The sequence below is a fragment of the Streptomyces sp. NPDC001532 genome, from assembly GCF_040298625.1.
GTDB lineage: Bacteria > Actinomycetota > Actinomycetes > Streptomycetales > Streptomycetaceae > Streptomyces.
The window spans coordinates 16,854-36,523 of the sequence record NZ_JBEPAL010000018.1 but is presented as its reverse complement, the minus strand read 5'-3'; the positions used below and the strand labels follow the sequence as shown (position 1 = coordinate 36,523).

Genomic DNA, 19,670 nt, shown 5'->3' with positions numbered 1-19,670 from the left:
CCCCTGTGTACCCATCAAAACTCGACACGGGCGCCGTCTCCGTCAACATCGATCCCGTCACGCGCGGAGCACGAATGGATATCGACGGGAGACGACGCCCGTTCTGCGAGGAATTTAACCCCGTCAGGCGACACCCGCGTTGAGGAAGATGCCGCCGTCCACCACGAGGGTCTGACCGGTGATCCAGTCGGACTGCCCGGAGGTGAGGAACGCGGCGGCGCCACCGATGTCCGACGGCACGCCGAGCCGGGCCAGCGGGTAGGCCGCGGCCGCCTCCTCCTCGCGGCCCTCGTACAGCGCCTGCGCGAACTTGGTCTTGACCACCGCCGGGGCGATGGCGTTGACCCGCACCTTGGGCGCGAACTCGTGCGCGAGCTGCACCGTCAGGTTGATCAGCGCGGCCTTGCTGACGCCGTACGCGCCGATGAACGGCGAGGGCGCGAGGCCCGCGACGGAGGCGATGTTGACGATCGCGCCGCCGTTGTCCTTCTGCCAGGCGTGCCAGGTGCGCTGGGCGAAGCCGAGCGCCGAGACGACGTTGGTCTCGAAGACCTTGCGGGCCACGTTCAGGTCGAGGTCGGCGATCGGCCCGAAGACCGGGTTGGTGCCGGCGTTGTTGACCAGGTAGTCGACCCGGCCGAAGGCCTCCATCGTGCGCTCGACGGCGAGCGCCTGGTGGGCCTCGTCGTGGGCCTTGCCCGCGACGCCGATGACCCGGTCGGCGCCGAGCTTCTCGACGGCCTCCTTGAGGGCGTCCTCGTTGCGGCCGGTGATGCAGACCCGGTCGCCGCGGGCGACCAGCGCCTCGGCCACGCCGTATCCGATGCCGCGGCTGGCGCCCGTGATGAGCGCGACCTTGCCGGAGAGTTCAGTCATGGTGATGTGTTCCCTAGTCGAGCGGGCCGCCGGCCACGTACAGCACCTGGCCGGAGACGAATCCGGCGGCCTCGCCGGCGAAGAAGGCGACGGCGTTGGCGATGTCCTCGGGCTCACCGACGCGCTGCACGGGGATCTGGGTGGCGGCGGCGGCCTTGAAGTCCTCGAAGCCCATGCCGACCCGCTCGGCGGTGGCGGCGGTCATGTCGGTGGCGATGAAGCCGGGGGCGACGGCGTTGGCGGTGATGCCGAACTTGCCGAGCTCCTTGGCGAGGGTCTTGGTGAAGCCCTGCAGACCGGCCTTGGCGGCCGAGTAGTTGGCCTGGCCGCGGTTGCCGAGCGCGGAGGACGAGGAGAGGTTGACGATCCGTCCGAAGCCGGCGTCGACCATGTGCTTCTGGCAGGCCTTCGACATCAGGAAGGTGCCGCGCAGGTGCACGTTCATGACGGTGTCCCAGTCGGAGACGCTCATCTTGAACAGCAGGTTGTCGCGGAGCACGCCCGCGTTGTTGACGAGGATCGTGGGCCCGCCCAGCTCCTCGGCGATCCGCGCGACGGCCGCCTCGACCTGCGCCTCGTCGGAGACGTCGCAGCCGATCGCGAGGGCCTCGCCGCCCGCCGCGGTGATCTTCTCGACGGTGTCCTTGCAGGCGGCCTCGTCCAGGTCGATCACGGCGACCTTGTGACCCTCGGCCGCCAGTCGTACGGCGGTGGCGGCGCCGATGCCGCGCGCGGCACCGGTGACGACCGCGACCCGCTGCTCAGTGGTGGACATTGCTGCTTCTCCTCGCCCTTGGGATGCGGCTCTGACGGTCGTCCACTCGGTGAGCGACCGCTTAGTACCTTCAGCAGACGTGACGCTAGAAGCCCTGGCACCCGGTGTCAACGTCCGACGGCGCGGGTGTGATCGATTCCCCCCGGCCATCCGATCGGCCTACGGCTGCGCGCCACCCCGCGCCGTGGCCCCTAGCGTCGAACGGGTGGCCATTCCTGGCCGGAAAGGAGGCGCTCCATGCGCCGTCGCACCGGAGCCGCCGGCACGCTGATCGCGTTCCTCGCGCTCGTGCCCCTGGCCGAACCCGCTCACGCGCAGGACGTGGACTGCAGCAACTTCGCCTACCAGGAGGACGCGCAGGCCGTCTTCGACGCGGACCGCAGCGACCCCCACCGCCTCGACGAGGACCCCGGCCCGGACGACAACATCGCCTGCGAGGCGCTGCCCCGGCGCTCCGACGCCCTCACGTCCTCGACGTACGCCCCGCGCCGGCCCACGACCCCCGCACCGGCCGTCCCGACCGCCACCGCCGCCCCCACCACCGCGGCGCCGACACCACCGGCCCCTACGCCCACGCCGACGCGCGGTGTACGGGGCGGGCTGGGCGGCGCCTCGGACTCCGGCCCGAGCGCCCGCGAGGTCGGCGTCGGCGCGATCTTCGTCGCCGGCGCCCTGTTCACCACCGCGTACCTGGTGAAGCGCCGCCGCAGAAGCTGACTCCCACGCGGCACTGCCGACGGCAAGGCGAGGCCATGGGCCGGCACGGCGGCACAGGTCCGGCAGCGGGCCAGCGCACCGGCACAGGTCCGGCAGCGGGTCAGTGCACCGGCACAGGTACAGCCACCGGTCAGCGCACCGGCACAGGTACGGCAGCGGCCAGCGCACCGGCACAGGTACGGCAACCGGTCAGCGCAGCGGCACGAGTACAACAACCAGTCAGCGCACCGGCACAGCCCGGCTGCCGGCACGCACCGACGCTGGACGGCGGCCGGACATGGCACTGCCGCACCTCCGCTGGCCGGTCAGCACCGCCCCAGAGCCGACCCGGTCACCGCACCAGCAACTCCAGCAGTCGCCCCGCCTCCGCCGCCGGGTCGGTGGTCAGTCCCGTGTGCACCGGGCCCGGCTGTACCACCGTCGAGCGGGGTGCGATCAGCCAGCGGAAGCGCCGGCCCGCGTCGTCGGCCGCGGCCTGGCCCGCCGCCTCGCCGCCGGCGCAGACCCCCTCGACCGCGCGCAGCGCGGCCCGTACGCCGGCCACGTCGGCCCGCGGGTCCAGCGCGAGCAGCCGCGCCTCGTCGAGGTGGGTGCGGGCCCCGACGTAGGCCTTGGCCCGGCAGTAGACGAGCACGCCGGCGTTGATGCACTCGCCGCGCTCGATCCGCGGCACGACCCGCAGCAGGGCGTACTCGAAGACGTCCCGGTCGCTGCGCCGGCTGCCCTTGATGATGTGGCGCTCGGTCACTTGGTCCCCTCCATGCCGCTGATGCCGTTGATGCGCTCGTGGACGACGGCGGCGCGTGCGAGCAGCGGCCGGGCGTACGCCTTCCTCAGGTCGTCCGGTGTCGCGAAGCCGGGCTCGTCGGCCAGCCAGGCGTCCGGGATCTCGGCGGTGACCTCGGCGAGCAGGTCCTCGGTGACGCGCGGGGCGAGCTCGGCGGCGGCCGCCCGGACGTCCGGCGCGAAGGACCGCAGGGCGTGGTCGGTGGCGTCGTAGGGGCGGGCGGCGGAGGTGTCGGCGGACGGCCAGTTGTGGTGCCAGATCATCGTGGCGCCGTGGTCGATCAGCCAGAGGTCGCCCTGCCACATCAGCAGGTTGGGGTTGCGCCAGGAGCGGTCGACGTTGTTGACGAGCGCGTCGAACCAGACGATCCGCCCGGCCTCCTCGGGGCCGACCGTGAAGGCGAGCGGGTCGAAACCGAGCGCGCCGGAGAGGAAGTCCATGCCGAGGTTGGTCCCGCCGCTGCCCTTCAGCAGTTCCTGCACCTGCGGGTCGGGCTCGCCGAGCCCGAGGTCCGGGTCGAGGTCGACGGTGACCAGCCGGGGCATCCGGAGGCCGAGGCGGCGGGCCAGCTCCCCGCAGACCACCTCCGCGACGAGGGTCTTGCGTCCCTGGCCGGCTCCGGTGAACTTGAGGACGTACGTCCCGAAGTCGTCGGCCTCGACGAGTCCCGGCAGCGAGCCGCCCTCACGCAGCGGCGTGATGAAGCGGGTCGCGATGACTTCCTTGAGCATCGCCCCAGGTTACTGGGGCGTTCGAGGTCGCCGGACCCGGCCCGGCACGGCCGCGGGTCTCTATCGGGTGAAGACCCGCGTGGCGGCTGAACCGGACCCGCCCGGCGGCCGTACTGCTGGACGTCACGACGGCCGAACGGCTCAGGAAATCCGCGGAAGGGAACCTCACATGCCCACGGAATCGCTTCACCCCGGGTCGGGTCCGGCCCGCCGCACCGTGCTGGCGGCGGCCGGGGCGGCGGGCCTCGCCGTCACGGCGGCCGGGTGCGGGTCGGACGACGGCGGCGCGTCCGGCACCGTGCTCGGCAGGACCGCCGACATCCCCGAGGGCGGCGGGAAGGTCTTCGCCGACGAGGGTGTGGTGGTCACCCAGCCGTCGGCGGGCGAGTTCAAGGCGTTCTCGTCGAAGTGCACCCATCAGGGCTGCGCGGTGAAGGACGTCCGGGACGGGCTGATCATCTGCCCCTGCCACGACAGCCACTTCTCGGCCACCGACGGCAGTGTCAAGAAGGGCCCCGCGACCAAGCCGCTGCCCGCCGAGAAGATCACCGTGGACGGTGACGAGATCACGCTGGCGTGAGCGGCGGCGCGGGCGCCGCCGGGACGGCCGGACTCCGCCGGTCGTCTTGCCGTCGGCGGCCCGCCGCCCCCATCCTTGGCCGGCAACCTCTGGGGTGTTCTCAGGTGCCGTCCTGCGAAAGGGTTCTCGATGACCGCCACTCAGCGCCGGGGCCGGAAGATCATGATGGCGCCCGGCGAGCTGGACGCGTTCCTGACCGCCGAGCGCACCTGCCGTGTCGCCACCGTCTCCGCCGACGGCACCCCGCATGTGAGCCCGCTCTGGTTCGTCTGGGACGGCACCTCGCTGTGGCTGTACTCGCTCACCCGCAGCAAGCGCTGGGCCGACCTGCGCCGTCACGCCCGGCTGGCGGTGGTGGTCGACGCCGGGCACGAGTACGACGAGCTGCGCGGCGCCGAGCTGTCCGGTGCCGCGGAGTTCGTGGGCGAGGTCCCGCGCACCGGCGAGCCGCACCCCGAACTGGCCTCGGTCGAGGCGCTGTTCGCGCGGAAGTACTTCGGCCTGGACACGCTGCCGCACGACGGCCGGCACGCCTGGCTGCGGCTGACGCCGGACGCGGTCAGGTCGTGGGACTTCCGGAAACTGGCCTCCCCGCCTGCTGATCCGTCTGCCCGGTGACCCGCTCCCCCGCCGCCCGCAGCGCCCGCACCGCCGCCCGGATCGAGGGGCGGCGGTCGGCGTCCGAGCGCCAGACGACGTACACGTGCCGCCGCACCCGCTGCCGCAGCGGGAGGGCGACCACGCCAGGCGGCATCGGCTGCCGTCCCAGCAGCGGGATCACGCACACCCCGAGTCCGGCGGCGACCAGCCCGAGCTGGGTGTGGGTCTCGGCGGCGCGGTGGCCGACGATCGGCTCGATGCCCTTGGAGCGCAGGGTGAACATCAGCCACTCGTGACAGAACTCGCCCTCGCCCCAGGTGATCCACTCGTCCTCGGTGAACTCCGCGAGGTCCACCTCGTCGCGCCCGGCGAGCGGATGGCCGGCCGGGACGGCGACGTCCGCCGGATCGTCCAGGATCGACGCCTTGACGAGGCCGTCTGGCAGCGGCATCGGCTTGTTGTACCAGTCGAGGACGACGGCGAGGTCGAGGTCGCCGCGGATCACGCCCCGGACGCCGTACTCGGGTTCCCGCTCGCACGACCGCAGCCGCAGCGCCGGGTGCTCGGCGCGCAGCGCGGCCAGCGCGGCCGGGAAGAGGCCGCGCGCGGCGGTGGGGAACGCCGACAGCCGCAGCTCGCCGACGACCTGCCCGCGCTGCGCCTCCAGATCGGACTGGGCGAGCGCCACCTGGGACAGGATCCGCGCCGCGTGCTCGGCGAGCAGCCGGCCGGCGTCGGTCAGCCGCACACCCCGGCCGTGCTTGGCGAGCAGCCGCTGTCCGACCTCCCGCTCCAGTTTGGCCATCTGCTGGGAGACGGCCGAGGTCGTGATGTGCAGTCCCTCCGCGGCACCGCTCACCGAGCCGTGCCGGGCGAGGGCGTCGAGGGTGCGCAGTCGGTCCAGGTTCAGCATGCGGCGATGCTACGGCCGGACATTTAAGCTCCGCTACGAGATATCGGGTGCGAAATCTCGATTGTGCTACGAGATCATCTCCAGCATCGTGGGGTCCATGACCACCGTCGCCTCCATCACCCGCGTCCCGTCGCCCCCCGCGCTCCCCCGCCCCCGCCGCGCCCTCGACTGGCGTATCCGCTTCGGCGTGCTGTCGCTGATCTGGGGATTCAGCTTCCTGCTCATCAAGGTGGGCACCGACGGGTACGCCCCCTTCCAGGTCACCCTCGGGCGCCTGGTGTTCGGGACGGCGGTGCTGGCGGCGGCGATGGCGGTGAAGCGGGAGCGGCTGCCGCGCGGCGCGCGGACCTGGCTCCATCTGACGGTGGCCGCGTTCCTGCTGAACGCCCTGCCGTTCTCGCTGTTCGCCTACTCCGAGCTGACCATCCCGTCCACGCTCGCCGGCATCTGCAACGCCACCTCGCCGCTGTGGGGCATGGTGCTGTCCCTGGTGGCGCTCTCCGAGGACCGGCCGACCCGGGTGCGGGTCGCGGGGCTCGGCCTCGGCTTCCTCGGTGTCCTCACGGTGCTCGGCGCCTGGCAGGGCTTCGCGGGACTGGACGCGGGCGGCACGGCGATGGCCCTGCTGGCCTCGCTGAGCTACCCGGTCGGCTGGATCTACGTCCGCCGCACGCTGGCCGGCTCGGGCCACTCGAACCTGTCGCTGACCGGTGCGCAGCTGCTGCTCGCGACGGCACAACTGGCCGTCGTCACGCCGCTGTTCACCACCCTCCCGGCCACCTTCCCGGTGGTTCCGCTGCTGGCGGTCGCGGCGCTCGGCGCGCTCGGCACGGGCGTCGCCGTCCTCATCCAGTACGGCCTGGTCGCCGAGGTGGGCCCGACGACCGCCCAGATGGTCACCTACTTCATCCCGGTCATCGCCACCGCCGCCGGAGTCGCCCTCCTCGGCGAGTCCCTGACCTGGTCGACCCCGGTCGGCGCGGCGATCGTGCTGGCGGGCGCGGCGCTGACGCAGGTCCGTCCGAAGTGACGGGCGGCGTCACGAGCCAGGGCTCCGTCAAGTTCCGTGCTTGCGTGGAGGGTTGACGATCAGGCCGGTAGGGGCGGATGGCAGAGCAGGCACGGGGGTTCGCGACCTCGTTCAAGGTCCAGCACACCGCCTCCGCCACCGCCCACGGCCGCCGCGACTCCCGCTCGATCAAAACCTGCACCATCGCCGACAACCTCGGTGGCATCGCTTTCCCCCATGCCCACCTCGCCATCCGGGTCCACCGCCGCCGCAAGCCCACCGGCCGGCCCGAAACCCGCGAGAACGTCTACGCGGTCACCAGCCTCGCCGCCCGTCAAACCCGCCCCGTCGACCTCGCCGCCGCCACATCGCCAAGATCACCCGCGCCATTCGCCACGAACCCGAACGAGCTCTCGCCGCCCTGGGCGTCACCAACAACCCAAAAACGCACGTAACTTGATGAGCCCTGCACAGCCATCCCCGGAAGACCATCGGCGCCATGCGCGCGAACCGACGCTTTATTCGGGACTTCACAGGGGTTCCCCCTTTGATAGTGCATGATCGCTCCGCGCAGGCTCCCGTCCTGAGGGCGTCGATGACCAGTTCGGTGCGCATATGGGGCGGCGATCCACCAGCCCACCAGCCGCTTGGAGTGCAGGTCCAGCAGCGTCGCCGGATAGGGGAACTGACCGTCGCCGACGGGGAGATACGGGATGTCCCTTACGCACTTCCCGCACCGGCGCATCACCCACACCACTACCTGAGGTTCACAGCACCCACGTCAACTCGCGCTGTTCTCGAACAGGTTGACAGAAACCAAATGGCATGGTTGCGCGAAGTTGCGGGACCGGTCATATGGCTCATCCTGGAAGTAACGCACGACCACCGCGCCAGCACGGCGTATCGCCGCCGCACCTGCTGAGAACCGCGAGATTGGATATGCGCGATGACAGAGATCGACGCGGCCGTAGTGGACTCGAACGCGTCCAGCGCTACGATACCGGCAACGATATTCAACAAATCAAGTCGCACTATCGCCACGGGCGGCACAGTGCGACTTACGGCAGCTCCCTTCGGGACCGGAAATTTCACTGATGGGACTTTCGGCTCGATCGCGCCAGGGGGACAAGAGACACAGCTCATCAATTGGGATCTGGAGCAAGACGATGTGGGACATACCCCATATCCGACGGCCGCCCACTATTTCCTTTCAGCGGAAGGAGGCGGGGGCTGCTCAGGAGGAACCGGTGAAAATCCAGAAGGAATCGCAGGAGTCCGATTCTCCATATTTGACTCCGACTGGTCATAACTGCGCCGATCCTGCATGGAGGGGCACTGGCGCATCATCAGGCCTGGGGTAAATGGCGGTCCCGTCCGGAGTCAGCGGGGAGATCATGTCTACTTCGTCATTTCAAATGTCGAGCTTCACTCCCGTCGATGGCAAGATTGTCAATCAGAACTCGACCTCTGTATCGTTCTCATTCTCTAGCGCATACGCAACACATATCAGCGTCGACATATGGTCTGAGGATGACCAAGGCGCAACCTACGCCGATAGGCAAGAAACGGCTACGAACGGTACCGATGATGCGGGCTTGTCGTTTGCCGTGCCGGCCGCTGTTAACCTGCACTACAAGATTACGATCAGCGGCGACCCCAGCTCCAATAATACTGTCCACGTCCGCATCGAATGGTAACTCGTTGGCATTCCGCGTGCCATCCCAGCCCGGCCAGGACTTGATCAGGTTCCGTGAGTTTCTGGGTTGTTGCGCAAGCACGAAACTTGACGGAGCCCCGGTCACGGGCGCCGTCATGACCAGGATCACCGCCGGCCAGGTTCACCAGTCGTCGCCGATGTCGAAGTTGGCGGCGATCGGCATGCCGTCGTACGCGAACACCACCACGACGTAGTCGTCCGACGCGGTCAGCCCGGCGTAGAGCCGCTCCGCCAGCTCCGAACTCGCGACGTCGTCCGACCGTGAGATCACGGTGAGCATCGCGGGCACGTGATCCAGCACGCCCGAATCCGGTTCCCGCGGACCCGAGTACAGGGAGGAGCTCAGGTCGTCGTTGTCGAACCAGTATTTGTATCCCTAGTACCTGTCGGGTGTGATCGTCCCGCCGTCGAAAGGCGTCCCCAGGATGCGGGACACGTCCGCCCACAGGCGGTCGCCGAACTCCCTGCTTCGGAAGTCGTCCTGCCGCGCGGGCCCGACATAGAAGTCGAAGTCAAGCTTGTAACCGTCGTACTGCGCGAAATCTGTCATCGGAATCTTTCTCCGGGTTGGGTTAGAAGTCCTCGTCGATCACGAAGTCCCTGCCGGTGATCACGACCCGCTCCAGATGCCCCTTGTGGGAGAACTGCCGGAGACCGTCCCTGGCGGCGTCCTCGCTCATTCCGCCGGGCCACAGGTCCCCACCATTTCGTCACAGTTTGCCGAGACCCTTTCCGAACGGCTCTGATCTGCTGAAATGTGGCTCGTGCGCGTGGAGTTGGGCCCTCCTGGGGCTGTTGACCCGATGTCGGGAAAGCGGCGCTTGTCCGGTGCCGACGGGCGCCGGTACGCGACCGCACTTCGCATGAGAAAGCGGCAACTGCCGTCCCGTGATCGGCAGTTGCCGCCCGACGGTGAGCCCGCCGCCTCGCCTCACATGTGACCGCGCCCCGCTCCCGGCCCCACCGCCGCGGCGACCGCCTCCGCCAGCGCGAGCGTCTCCGGCTCGGTCAGCCCCGAGACGGTCACCCGGATCCCGGGCCGGGCGTTCATCCGGAACCGGGCACCGGGTGCGACCGCCCAGCCCGCGTGCAGCAGCCGGGCGACGGCTCCGGTCTCGTCGGGCACCGGGATCCACACATTCATCCCGCTGCGCCCGTACGCCGCTATCCCGCGTTCCCGCAGCGCGCCGATGAGCGCGTTGCGGCGCCGCCCGTACGCCGCCGCCACGGCCCGCGCGTCCACCGCGCCGTCGGCCCACAGCCGCGCCACCGCCCGCTGGACGATCCGGCTGACCCAGCCGGGCCCGAGCCGCTGCCGGCCGCGCACGCGGTCCACGGTGATCTCGTCGCCGGTGAGCACGGCGAGCCTCAGATCGGGGCCGTAGGCCTTGGCGACCGAACGCACCACGGCCCAGTGCCGGGTGACACCGGCCAGCGGGTGCAGCGGCAGGTCGACGATCCGGTACCCGTGGTCGTCCTCGACGAGGAGGGTGTCCGGGTACTCGCGGAGCACGGACCGCAGGGCACGCGCGCGGGCGGCGGTCACCGCGGCACCGGTGGGGTTCTGCGCCCGGTCGGTGACGATCAGCGCGCGGGCCCCGGCGGTGAGGGCGGCGCGGACGTCGTCGGGGAGCGGTCCGTCGTCGTCGACGCCGACGGGGACCGTGCGCAGGCCGAGCGCCGGGACGAGATCGAGGAGGCTGCCCCATCCGGGGTCCTCGACGGCGACCGCGTCACCGGGTTTGAGATGCGCGGCGAGGACGCGCTCGATCGCGTCGAGCGATCCGGAGGTGACCGCCACCGGCCCGCCGGGCACCCCGTCGGCGTCGAGGTCGGCGCGCGCGATGCGGGCCAGCTCCGGTTCCACCGCCGTCTCGCCGTACAGCACCGGCTGCCGGTCGCCCAGCTCGGCCGCCGCCGCGAAGGCCGCCGCCAGCGGGGGCAGCAGCGCCGGGTCGGGGTTGCCGGCGGCCACGTCGCGCACCCCTTCCGGCACCTCCACCCGGATGTACTCGCGCCCGGTGGTGGCGGGCTTGGCGCGCACCCGGCTGCCCCGGCGCCCGTCGGTCTCGATGACCCCGCGCTCGCGCAGGACGCGATAGGCGGCCGCGACGGTGTTCGGGTTCACGCCGAGCCGTGCCGCCAACTCCCGCATAGGAGGCAGGAGTTGACCCGGTTCCAGGTCGCCGCCCGCCACCGCTTCCTCGACGCTCGCGGAAATCTCTGCTGCGCGCCGACCTCTGATCGGATATTCTCCTAGCACAAAGCCAATTATGCACTAGTGCAATGGAGAGCGCCATGCAGGGGACTCAGCAGACGCCGTCGCTGCCCACCGCGTACACCCCGACCGACCGCACCGTCCCCACGCGCTCCGCCGACCGCGCCCGGTACGACAAGGAACTGGTGCACGCGATACTCGACGAGGCCTACGTCTGCCACCTCGGCTTCGTCCGCGACGGCGCCCCGGTCGTCCTGCCGACGCTCTTCGGCCGGGTCGGCGAGCGGCTCTACGTGCACGGCTCGACCGGCTCGCGCCCGCTGCGGATGACCGGCCAGACCGACCCGGGCCTGCCGGTCTGCCTGACGGTCACCCATGTCGACGCGCTGATCCTGGCCCGCTCCGCCTTCCACCACTCGATCAACTACCGGTCGGTCGTGGTGCACGGCCTCGCCTACGACGTCACGGACCCCGACGAGAAGCGGGAGGCCCTGGACGCGCTGGTGAACCACGTGGTGCCGGGCCGGGCCCAGGACTCCCGCCCCGCCAACAAGAAGGAACTCGCCGCCACCGCGGTGATCCGCCTGGACCTGGACGAGGTCTCCGCCAAGCTGCGCACCGGCGGGGTGAACGACGAGCCCGAGGACCTGGACCTGCCGCACTGGGCCGGCGTCGTCCCGCTCCGCAAGGGCTACGACACCCCGGTCGCCGACGCCGCCCTCGCCGCCGACACGCCGGTGCCCGACTACCTCTCGGCGCTCTGACCCCACCGGCCGGTCACCGCCTCCCGGATCGCGCCGTCGCCCGCCGCTCCTCGTCCGTGCGAGCCACCGCGCCCAGCAGGAGCCGCAGCGGCGCGGACGGCGGACCGGACGGCACGTCCGCCGAGGTGACCAGCGGCCGCACGGCCACGCGAGGCACCGACGGCGCTCCGACCACGTCGTAGAAAACGCTCCGGGAAGGCCCCCCGGTCCTGATCTCGGTGAGCGTCTCCCGGAGGGGGTGAACGGCGACCCCGGCACCGGCTCCGCTTCGGCGGCGCGCAGGGCGCCGGTCACCAGGTCGTGGGAGGGCCGGTCGCGCTCGCGCGGGGCGAGCCGCAGCGTCAGGCCCGCCGACTGTTCCAGGCCCAGGGCGGGCGCGGCCGAGAACGGATGGTCGCCGGGCAGCACGACGCACAGCGGGTCCCGCCACAACGGCAGCAGCGTCAGCCCAAGTCCGTCAGCGGCCCGCGCACCAGTGCGGCATCCAGCTCACCCTCCCGCACCGCGAGCAGCCGGTCGGCGAGCGGCAGTCGCCGCAGCCGGACCCGCAACCGTGGGGCCGCCGCCGCCAGATCCTCCACGATCCGGTGAACCCGGCCCCCGGGCCCGTGCACAGCCGCAGCACTCCGTCCGCCCCGGCCACGACGTCCGCGGCCACCTGCCGCACCCGCTGCGCTGCGGCGAACGCGGCGCGCGCCTCGGGCGGCAACCGCTCGCCCGCGCCGGAGGGCCGCACCCTGCTGGTGGACCGCTCGAAGAGGGACACCGAGCTGCCGCTCCACGCGGCGGACCCGCCGGCTCACCGCCGACTGGACGACGCCCAGCCGTTCCGCGGCCCGGCCGGATCCACCTTCCTCGGCCACCGCCACGACGGCCGCACCGGAGACACCAGCAGGACCGGCACCCCTCACGACGCGCCGATCGTCCGGCCCGAGGAACCCGAGCACGTACCGCTGCCGCACGGCGGCGGCTTCCGACTGCCGGCCGACGGCCGACGGCCGACGGCCGACGGCTGACGGCTGACGGCTGACGCGACCGAGGCGGGGCGGGGGCGCTGGGCGTCGCCTCACCCTCCCCGAGGACGCCGACGGCGCCCGACCGCGGCCCCCTCCTCGTCCGTTCGGCTGTTTCCGTGCCCTGGGCCGGATCGCGCCGGGCGCGAAGTCCTTCAACAGCCTCCTGCCCGAACAGGACCGCTATGGCGTGCCGCTTCCACGGCCCGACCGGCCGGGAGGCCGCAAGAGCCCCCTGACGGCGCCGGGAGCGGCGCTCAGGCGGACGTTCCGCGAGCGGACATCTCCCGTTCCGGCGCACCGCTCGCCACCGGCTCGGTGCCGGAGCGGGCGGGCGTCGAGCGGGCGGGCGTCGAGGACTGCGCGATGAAGGCGCCCACCAGCACCACCGCGCCGCCCACCACCTGCGGCGCCGACAGGTGCTCGCCGAGCAGCACCCAGGCCAGCACGGTGGCGACGACCGCTTCGAGGCACGCCACGACCCCCGCGACCGCCGGCGACAGCCGACGCACCGACAGCACCCCGGTGACGTAGGCGACGACGGTGGCGACGAGGACGATCCAGGCGAGCAGCAGCCAGGCCGCGACCGGAGTGCCGTCCATGCGCGCGGTACCGGTGAGCACCTGCCAGTCCATGCCCCACGGCCGGGCGACGACGGTCAGCACGGCGGCGCCCACGAGCAGCCCGTAGGCGATCACACCGAGGGGGTCGGGGGCGTCGTCGCCGGAGTCGCTGCCCTGGTCGGACAGGACGAAGTAGCCGACCTGGCAGCAGGCGGCGCCGAGCGCGAGCAGCAGGCCGAGCGCGTCGAAGCGCAGCCCCGACCACACCTCGACGACACAGGCGAGCCCGCCGACCGCGAGCACCACGCCGAGCGCCGCCGCCCGCGTCACCGGCCGCCGCTGCATGAACCGCACCCAGCCGAGGACCAGCGCGGGCGCCAGATACTCGACGAGCAGCGCGACCCCGACCGGGATGCGGGAGATCGCCGCGAAGTAGCAGGCCTGCACGCCCGCCACGGCCAGCAGGCCGAACCCGGCGAGCAGCGCGGGGCGGCGGCGCAGCAGCGCGCGGTGCCGTACGGCGAGCGGCAGCATCACCAGGGCGGCGCCGGTGACGCGCAGCCACACCACGTGCAGCGGGTCGAGGCCGGCCTCGATCAGCGGCTTGGCCGCGACTCCGGACCCGCCGAAGGCGACCGCCGACATCAGCGCGAGGCCGAGCCCGAGGCCCTTGCCGCGGCTGCCCTGACTGCTTTGAGACTTCTGCACCGGCACATGATGACAGGCGATGACATGAGCGTCATCCCTGTTGACACCTGTCTCACCGGCTGGACCTCACAGGCCGGCCTCGCCGTCCCGGACGTAGTGCCGCGGCGAGTCCTCGAAGAGCAGCGGGCCGGGCAGCCCCGGGCCGTCGATCCGCGTCCGCAGCTCCGCCACGTCGACGCCCGCCCGGTCCAGCACCTCCACCGCCCGCGCCGCCGGGTCCACGACGATGCCGGCCAGCAGGTCGAGCCCGCACGCCCGGACGTCACCGCGCCCCTTGGCCCGCCCGCAGGCGTACGCCATCGCCGCCGCGGCCACCGGCGAGTACCCCTCCGCGCCGGGCGCCACGGGCAGGGCCGCCGAGTCCTCGACGCCGCCCTGCCAGCGCAGTCCGTAGCCGATGCTGCGCTGCACCAGGTAGCCGAGCAGCCGGGCGAGCTGCGGTCCGCCCTCGAGCGCGGCGCGCGCCTCGGGGTCGTACTCCAGCAGCGAGTGGAGCAGATGGGCGGTGTCGATCTGCGGGTCCCGGTCCCGCACGGCCCTTCTGCGGGCAGCGGCGAGCACCGATGCCAGCTCCGCACTGAGCCCGGCATCGTCGTCCACACGGTGGGCGTCCAGGTCCTGGCCCGACTGCCGGGGAATACGGGATTGCACATCCCCCACCCCATCAGTCCGCGCGGAGCGTGACATCCCCGGCAGGACGCATCTTCTCGTCCCACACAGAGCGGACATCCACGGCCGGAATCTCCTCCCTGCGGATGAGATCACGCCGTATCTTCCCCAGGGGCGCGCGCCGCCTTGCCTCACGCCCCCGACACCGAAGCGCCCCGTGGAGAAGTCCACGGGGCGCCAGGGGTACGTCGGGTCGCGGCAAGGGTGCGGCAGGGGCGCCGGGAGGGCGGCCGGCCGCCGCTCAGTCCTCGTCGGCGAGGATCAGATACAGCTTCTTGCGGGCGTCGTTGATGACGGCCAGCGCCTTCTCGCGCTGCTCGGGGGTGCCGGTCTTCCAGACCTGGCCGAAGGCCTCCATCAGACCGAAACCGGCCTGCCGGATGTCGTTCAGCGCCTCCCAGTCGACCGTTCGCGAGGCCTCCTCCCAGGGCGCCTCCGGGCCTTCCTCGGCCGCCGCGCGACCCGCCTCGGTGAGCGCGAAGAGCTTCTTGCCGCCCTCGGACTCACTGGAGATCAGGCCCTCGTCCTCCAGCAGCTGGAGGGTGGGGTACACCGAGCCGGGGCTGGGCTTCCACGCGCCGCCGCTGCGCTCGGCGATCTCCTGGATCATCTCGTAGCCGTGCATCGGCCGGTCCTTCAGCAGGGCCAGGATCGACGCCCGTACATCACCGCGCCGTGCCCTGCCGCGCGGTCCGCCGCGCCCTCGACCCCAGGGGCCGCCACCGAATCCCGGTCCGCCGAAGCCCGGGCCACCCGGCCCGAAGGGACCGAAGGCGGCCCGCCGCCCGTCGAACCCACCGAAACCGCCGCCGTGGCCGTGCCGTCCGGCGCCGCCGGGACCACCGTGTCCACGCTCGAATCCATGCGTACGCATCACAATCACTCCACTCATTCGTTGATCTGTCGCGTATCGTTCGCGATGCTTCAACGATATATCGGAAGTCTTCGGCTGGCAAGCCCCCTCCGACTCCTCCGTCGGCCGCACCGGAGATCGCCGTGCGGCGAATCGGGCCAGGACTCGCCGATTGGCCTTGGCCTGCGGCTTTGCGCAGCCCCTAGCGTCATGCCATGCGGATTCGAATCGTCGACGCCTTCACCGACCGCCCCTTCGCCGGCAACCCGGCCGGGGTCCTGCTCCTCGACGCCTTCCCGGACGACACCTGGCTCCAGCAGGTGGCCCTGGAGGTCAACCACGCCGAGACGGCCTTCGCCCACCGCCTGCCCGAGGGCGGCGAGGCCGACTGGGCGCTTCGCTGGTTCACGCCGGTCGCCGAGGTCAACCTGTGCGGCCACGCCACCCTGGCCGCCGCCCACGTCCTGCACACCACCGGCGCCCATGAGGGCCCCGTCCGCTTCGCCACCCGCAGCGGAATCCTGATCGCCGCACCCGGCGAGGACGGCTCGATCACCCTCGACTTCCCCACCGCCCCGCTCACCCCGGTCGAGGCTCCGGACGGGGTCGCCGAGGCCCTGGGCGCGCAGCCCCTCGCGGCCTTCGACACCGGACCCAACGTCGGAGACCTGCTGCTGGAGCTGGCCGACGAGGAGACCGTCCACGCCCTGGCCCCGGACCACAAGGCGCTCGCCGCGTTCTCCCGGCGCGGCATCATCGCGACCGCCCGCGCCAAGGACCCGGCGGCTGGTCACGACTTCGTCTCCCGCTGCTTCTTCCCGAACGTCGGCATCGACGAGGACCCGGTCACCGGCAGCGCCCACACGGCCCTCGCCCCGTTCTGGTGCGACCGCCTCGGCCGCCCGGCCCTGACCGGCCTCCAGGCCTCGCGGCGCTCCGGCCGCGTCCACGTCGAACTGCGCGGCGACCGCACCCTGCTCAGCGGACACGCGGTCACCGTCATCGAGGGCGAGCTGCGCGCGGAGCCGACAGCGCAGCGGTGAACGGCACGGGAAGAGGGGCGCACGAAGAAGGGGCGTACGACATTCTCGTACGCCCCTCTTCCCGGCTCTCCTCGGGTCCTCCCGGCTCTCCTCGGGTCTTCCCGGCTCTTCTCAGCCGCCCTGCCGACGGCCGTCGTCGCTGCCGACGGCCCCCGTCGCTCAAGCCGTCGGCAGCCAGTCCACCTTGCCCGCCAGCAGCGAGTAGCCCACGAACGCCCCGATGTCGAGCAGCGAGTGCGCGACGACCAGGGGGCCCACCCGGCCCCAGCGCCGGTACAGGTAGACGAAGACGACGCCCATCACGAGGTTGCCGACGAAGCCGCCGATGCCCTGGTAGAGGTGGTACGAGCCGCGCAGTACGGAACTGGCCATCAGCGCGCTGCCGGGCGACCAGCCCAACTGGCCGAGCCGGCGGAGCAGATAGCCGACGACGATGACTTCCTCCACGATCGCGTTCTGCAACGCCGAGAGGATCAGCACCGGGTACTTCCACCACACCTCGGGCAGCGCCTCGGGCACCACGGTGAGGTTGAAGCCGAGTCCGCGCGCGGCGAGGTAGAAGGCGATGCCGGTGCTGCCGATCACCGCGGCGACGGCGGCGCCGCGGCCGAGGTCGGGCCAGGGCCGGGAGCGGTCGAAGCCGAGCGTGCGCATGCTCTGCCCCTCGCGCATCAGCAGATGCGCGACGAGCGCGACCGGCACCAGCGCGGAGGTGATGCCGAAGAGCTGCCAGGCCAGGTCGAGCCAGGGCCGGCCCGGCGCGGCCGAGGCGTTGAGTGTGGCCGCCTGGTCCCTGAGCCCGCCCGGTTTCGTCACCGAGCCGATGAAGCTGATCAGCGCGGAGACCCCGCTGGCTCCCAGCGAGAACCCCAGCACCAGCAGCGTCTCGTCCCGCAGGATCCGCCGCCCGGGCTGTTCCCGCGGCGATGGACCGACCACCGCGTCCGCCTCGGCCTGCACTCTGCCTCCCGTTGCGTCACCGCCCGCCCCACATCGGCGACGGACTACGGGCAGAGCTTACGAAGCCGGAGCGGCCGGTCTCACACCTCACCCCTCCCGTCGCCGCGCCCGCGACGACCTTGGCCGTTGCTTCCGGGTGTTCCGGCGGTCACCGCGTCGGCACCAGGTTCGGCAGTCCGACCGGCCAGACATGCACGGGCTCGCCCACGCGCATCAGCTCGGCGTACCGCCGGGTGGTGGCGGCCAGCGCCGCGTCCCGCGGCAGCCCCGCCTCCAGCGCCTGGTGGAACGTGGCGACCTGCCACGAGGCTCCGTTCATCCGCCGCCGGCACCGCTCCTCGATCACCCCGAGGTAGAGATCGCGGTCCGCCGGTTCCACTCCCCACGCGTCCAGCCCCGCCTCGGCCAGCGGCAGCAGTTCGTCGCGTACGAGGCTGACGGCGTCGACCTCGGCGAGCCCGCCGAGCCGTCCGCGCCGCGGCCAGGTGAACCGCGCCTCGATGCCGTACCGGCAGGCGGCGTCGAAGTTGGCGGCGGCCGCCTCGAACGGCATCCGGGTCCACACCGGCCGCGACTCCTCGGCCAGCGCCCGCACCAGTCCGTAGTAGAAGGCCGCGTTGGCGACGACGTCGGTCACCGTCGGCCCCGCGGGCAGCACCCGGTTCTCCACCCGCAGATGCGGAACGCCGTCGGCGATGTCGTACACCGGCCGGTTCCAGCGGTAGACCGTGCCGTTGTGCAGCACCAGCTCGGCCAGCGACGGCACACCGCCCGCGTCCAGCACGGCCAGCGGGTCCTCGTCGTCGCAGATCGGCAGCAGCGCCGGGAAGTAGCGCAGGTTCTCCTCGAAGAGGTCGAACGCCGAGGAGATCCACCGCTCGCCGAACCAGGTCCGCGGCCGCACCCCCTGCGCCTGGAGCTCGGGCGGGCGGGTGTCGGTGGACTGCTGGAACAGCGGCGGCCTGGACTCCCGCCACAGCTCCCTGCCGAACAGGAAGGGCGAGTTGGCGCCGACGGCTATCTGCGCGGCCGACGCGGCCTGCGCCGCGTTCCACACATCGGCGAAGCGGCCCGGCGTGACCTGGAGGTGCAGCTGCACGGAGGTGCAGGCGGCCTCCGGCGCGATCGACTTCGACGTGCACACCAGGTGCTCCACACCGTCGATGTCGAGCGTGAACTCCTCACCGCGCGCCGCCACGATCTGATCGTTCAACAAGGTGTAACGGTCGACCTCGGAGAGGTTGGTCGAGACCAGGTCGTCGCGCTCCAGCGTCGGCAGAATACCGATCATCACGATTCCGGCGTCGACTTCTCCGGCCTTCCGATGCGCATATGCCAGTGACGTACGGAGTTCCTCGGCGAGCCGATCGAATACCCGCCCGCCCAGCCGGTGGGGGGCGATGTTCACTTCCAGGTTGAACATGGCGAGTTCTGTTTGGAAATCCCTACTGGCGATCCTTTCCAGAACTTGACCGTTCAGCATTCTCGGCATGCCGTCGGCGCCCGCGAGATTCAGCTCGATCTCCAGGCCCATGAGGTTCTTGGGCCGATCGAACCGCTTCTCCTCCAGGAGTCGCTCCAGGCCAGTCAGGCACTGCCCGAGCTTGTCCCGGTAGCGCTGCCGATCGGACAGGTCGAACGCGCCTGCCACGACCTTCTCCCCCATCGAAGCGTCCCTCCTCGGTGGCGGCGGGCCGGCGATCCGGCCGCCGGGGTGTTCCGGGTGCAGGGTGGATGATGCCCCGCCCGAGCGATCCATAACGTCCCCGGCCGACGCCCCGGACGGCTACTCTGGTCACACCGCCGAAGATGACCGATGGCACATTCACGGGGCATGGCGCAGGAGGCATTTTCTGTACCCGGCATCCGCACGCGCATCCCTAGTGAAAAACGCCGACGAGAAATGGCCGACCGCGGCCCGGGCATTTCCCGAGGTCACCGTGGCGCTCGCGGCCTGGAATCGGGATGTTTCCGCGCGTATCGTCGACGCTACACCGGCTGAATCACTTCTGGCCGGAGTGCCCGCAAACAGCTAGGCGAAACACCGCCTGAACATGTGTCGTATAAACTTCGCGCACAAGGCAGAGAAGGCTGGCGCCCGGTCGCCCGAGCCTGCCGTCGAGACGAACACGGCAGCCCTCATTCACCCCTCGCGCACAGACCCCGGCCCCCGC

Annotated in this window: 21 protein-coding genes; 7 read left to right on the top strand and 14 right to left on the bottom strand. The window is 71.6% G+C overall.

The features are described 5' to 3' along the window. Nucleotides 1-123 precede the first annotated feature (123 nt). Both ABT232_RS18315 and fabG read right to left on the bottom strand, forming a co-directional pair. On the bottom strand, nucleotides 124-876 hold the full coding sequence (locus ABT232_RS18315) for an SDR family oxidoreductase (RefSeq protein ID WP_351841001.1): 753 nt from the start codon (nucleotides 874-876) through the stop codon (nucleotides 124-126). Between the two features lie 13 nt (nucleotides 877-889). After that, nucleotides 890-1,651, bottom strand: coding sequence for a 3-oxoacyl-ACP reductase FabG (gene fabG / locus ABT232_RS18310; protein ID WP_351840999.1), 762 nt, complete (start codon nucleotides 1,649-1,651; stop codon nucleotides 890-892). A 237-nt stretch (nucleotides 1,652-1,888) separates the two neighbouring features. Here fabG and ABT232_RS18305 point away from each other — a divergent pair, with 237 nt between their 5' ends. Beyond that, nucleotides 1,889-2,368 carry an excalibur calcium-binding protein gene (locus ABT232_RS18305; protein WP_351840997.1) on the top strand — a complete coding sequence of 160 codons (480 nt, stop codon included), beginning with the start codon at nucleotides 1,889-1,891 and terminating at the stop codon, nucleotides 2,366-2,368. 331 nt (nucleotides 2,369-2,699) lie between these two features. On the opposite strand, the gene ABT232_RS18300 is transcribed toward ABT232_RS18305, so the two are convergent. Next, nucleotides 2,700-3,116, bottom strand: a complete 417-nt coding sequence (locus tag ABT232_RS18300; RefSeq protein WP_351840995.1) for a DUF3037 domain-containing protein — start codon at nucleotides 3,114-3,116, stop codon at nucleotides 2,700-2,702. Next, the gene (locus ABT232_RS18295; RefSeq protein ID WP_351840993.1) at nucleotides 3,113-3,886 is read right to left on the bottom strand and encodes a HipA family kinase; all 774 of its coding nucleotides are present in this window, start codon (nucleotides 3,884-3,886) and stop codon (nucleotides 3,113-3,115) included. Before ABT232_RS18295 ends, ABT232_RS18300 begins: the two co-directional genes overlap by 4 nt. 169 nt (nucleotides 3,887-4,055) lie before the next feature. On the opposite strand from ABT232_RS18295, the gene ABT232_RS18290 reads away from it, so the two are divergent. Together ABT232_RS18290 and ABT232_RS18285 are read left to right on the top strand one after the other, a co-directional pair. Continuing rightward, complete coding sequence (locus tag ABT232_RS18290; protein WP_351840991.1) at nucleotides 4,056-4,466, top strand: Rieske (2Fe-2S) protein; 411 nt, start codon at nucleotides 4,056-4,058, stop codon at nucleotides 4,464-4,466. 129 nt (nucleotides 4,467-4,595) lie between these two features. Then, nucleotides 4,596-5,084: a pyridoxamine 5'-phosphate oxidase family protein gene (locus tag ABT232_RS18285; RefSeq protein ID WP_351840989.1), complete on the top strand. Its 489-nt coding sequence runs from the start codon at nucleotides 4,596-4,598 to the stop codon at nucleotides 5,082-5,084. Here ABT232_RS18285 and ABT232_RS18280 read toward each other — a convergent pair. After that, on the bottom strand, nucleotides 5,026-5,979 hold the full coding sequence (locus ABT232_RS18280) for a LysR family transcriptional regulator (RefSeq protein ID WP_351840987.1): 954 nt from the start codon (nucleotides 5,977-5,979) through the stop codon (nucleotides 5,026-5,028). The genes ABT232_RS18285 and ABT232_RS18280 overlap by 59 nt on opposite strands. 97 nt (nucleotides 5,980-6,076) lie before the next feature. On the opposite strand from ABT232_RS18280, the gene ABT232_RS18275 reads away from it, so the two are divergent. After that, on the top strand, nucleotides 6,077-7,009 hold the full coding sequence (locus tag ABT232_RS18275) for a DMT family transporter (protein WP_351840985.1): 933 nt from the start codon (nucleotides 6,077-6,079) through the stop codon (nucleotides 7,007-7,009). Between the two features lie 77 nt (nucleotides 7,010-7,086). Further along, nucleotides 7,087-7,443, top strand: a complete 357-nt coding sequence (locus ABT232_RS18270; RefSeq protein ID WP_351841205.1) for a hypothetical protein — start codon at nucleotides 7,087-7,089, stop codon at nucleotides 7,441-7,443. A 1,383-nt stretch (nucleotides 7,444-8,826) separates the two neighbouring features. Here ABT232_RS18270 and ABT232_RS18260 read toward each other — a convergent pair. The 3 genes from ABT232_RS18260 to ABT232_RS18250 all read right to left on the bottom strand — a co-directional run bounded on the left by ABT232_RS18260 (nucleotide 8,827) and on the right by ABT232_RS18250 (nucleotide 10,968). Beyond that, entirely contained in the window at nucleotides 8,827-9,006 is a 180-nt protein-coding gene (locus tag ABT232_RS18260) for a hypothetical protein (RefSeq protein WP_351840983.1), read from the bottom strand. 75 nt (nucleotides 9,007-9,081) lie between these two features. Beyond that, complete coding sequence (locus ABT232_RS18255; RefSeq protein WP_351840981.1) at nucleotides 9,082-9,255, bottom strand: hypothetical protein; 174 nt, start codon at nucleotides 9,253-9,255, stop codon at nucleotides 9,082-9,084. A 381-nt stretch (nucleotides 9,256-9,636) separates the two neighbouring features. Continuing rightward, nucleotides 9,637-10,968 (bottom strand): aminotransferase class I/II-fold pyridoxal phosphate-dependent enzyme, encoded by a 1,332-nt coding sequence (locus ABT232_RS18250; RefSeq protein WP_351840979.1) that lies wholly within the window; start codon nucleotides 10,966-10,968, stop codon nucleotides 9,637-9,639. Between the two features lie 35 nt (nucleotides 10,969-11,003). Here ABT232_RS18250 and ABT232_RS18245 point away from each other — a divergent pair, with 35 nt between their 5' ends. Then, the gene (locus ABT232_RS18245; RefSeq protein WP_351840977.1) at nucleotides 11,004-11,687 is read left to right on the top strand and encodes a pyridoxamine 5'-phosphate oxidase family protein; all 684 of its coding nucleotides are present in this window, start codon (nucleotides 11,004-11,006) and stop codon (nucleotides 11,685-11,687) included. Between the two features lie 443 nt (nucleotides 11,688-12,130). Here the strand turns inward: ABT232_RS18245 and ABT232_RS38470 are convergent, their stop codons facing one another. The 4 genes from ABT232_RS38470 to ABT232_RS18220 all read right to left on the bottom strand — a co-directional run bounded on the left by ABT232_RS38470 (nucleotide 12,131) and on the right by ABT232_RS18220 (nucleotide 15,514). Further along, nucleotides 12,131-12,550 (bottom strand): LysR family transcriptional regulator, encoded by a 420-nt coding sequence (locus ABT232_RS38470; protein ID WP_502975418.1) that lies wholly within the window; start codon nucleotides 12,548-12,550, stop codon nucleotides 12,131-12,133. Nucleotides 12,551-12,957: 407 nt separating this feature from the next. Beyond that, nucleotides 12,958-13,977, bottom strand: a complete 1,020-nt coding sequence (locus ABT232_RS18230) for an EamA family transporter (RefSeq protein WP_351840975.1) — start codon at nucleotides 13,975-13,977, stop codon at nucleotides 12,958-12,960. Nucleotides 13,978-14,037: 60 nt separating this feature from the next. Further along, on the bottom strand, nucleotides 14,038-14,622 hold the full coding sequence (locus ABT232_RS18225; protein WP_351840973.1) for a Clp protease N-terminal domain-containing protein: 585 nt from the start codon (nucleotides 14,620-14,622) through the stop codon (nucleotides 14,038-14,040). Nucleotides 14,623-14,881: 259 nt separating this feature from the next. After that, on the bottom strand, nucleotides 14,882-15,514 hold the full coding sequence (locus ABT232_RS18220; RefSeq protein ID WP_351840971.1) for a helix-turn-helix transcriptional regulator: 633 nt from the start codon (nucleotides 15,512-15,514) through the stop codon (nucleotides 14,882-14,884). 194 nt (nucleotides 15,515-15,708) lie between these two features. Here ABT232_RS18220 and ABT232_RS18215 point away from each other — a divergent pair, with 194 nt between their 5' ends. Continuing rightward, on the top strand, nucleotides 15,709-16,536 hold the full coding sequence (locus tag ABT232_RS18215) for a PhzF family phenazine biosynthesis protein (protein WP_351840969.1): 828 nt from the start codon (nucleotides 15,709-15,711) through the stop codon (nucleotides 16,534-16,536). A 159-nt stretch (nucleotides 16,537-16,695) separates the two neighbouring features. Here ABT232_RS18215 and ABT232_RS18210 read toward each other — a convergent pair whose 3' ends face one another. Beyond that, complete coding sequence (locus ABT232_RS18210) at nucleotides 16,696-17,496, bottom strand: CPBP family intramembrane glutamic endopeptidase (protein ID WP_450871819.1); 801 nt, start codon at nucleotides 17,494-17,496, stop codon at nucleotides 16,696-16,698. A gap of 148 nt (nucleotides 17,497-17,644) precedes the next feature. Then, nucleotides 17,645-19,162, bottom strand: coding sequence for a glutamate-cysteine ligase family protein (locus ABT232_RS18205; RefSeq protein WP_351840967.1), 1,518 nt, complete (start codon nucleotides 19,160-19,162; stop codon nucleotides 17,645-17,647). Nucleotides 19,163-19,670 lie beyond the last annotated feature (508 nt).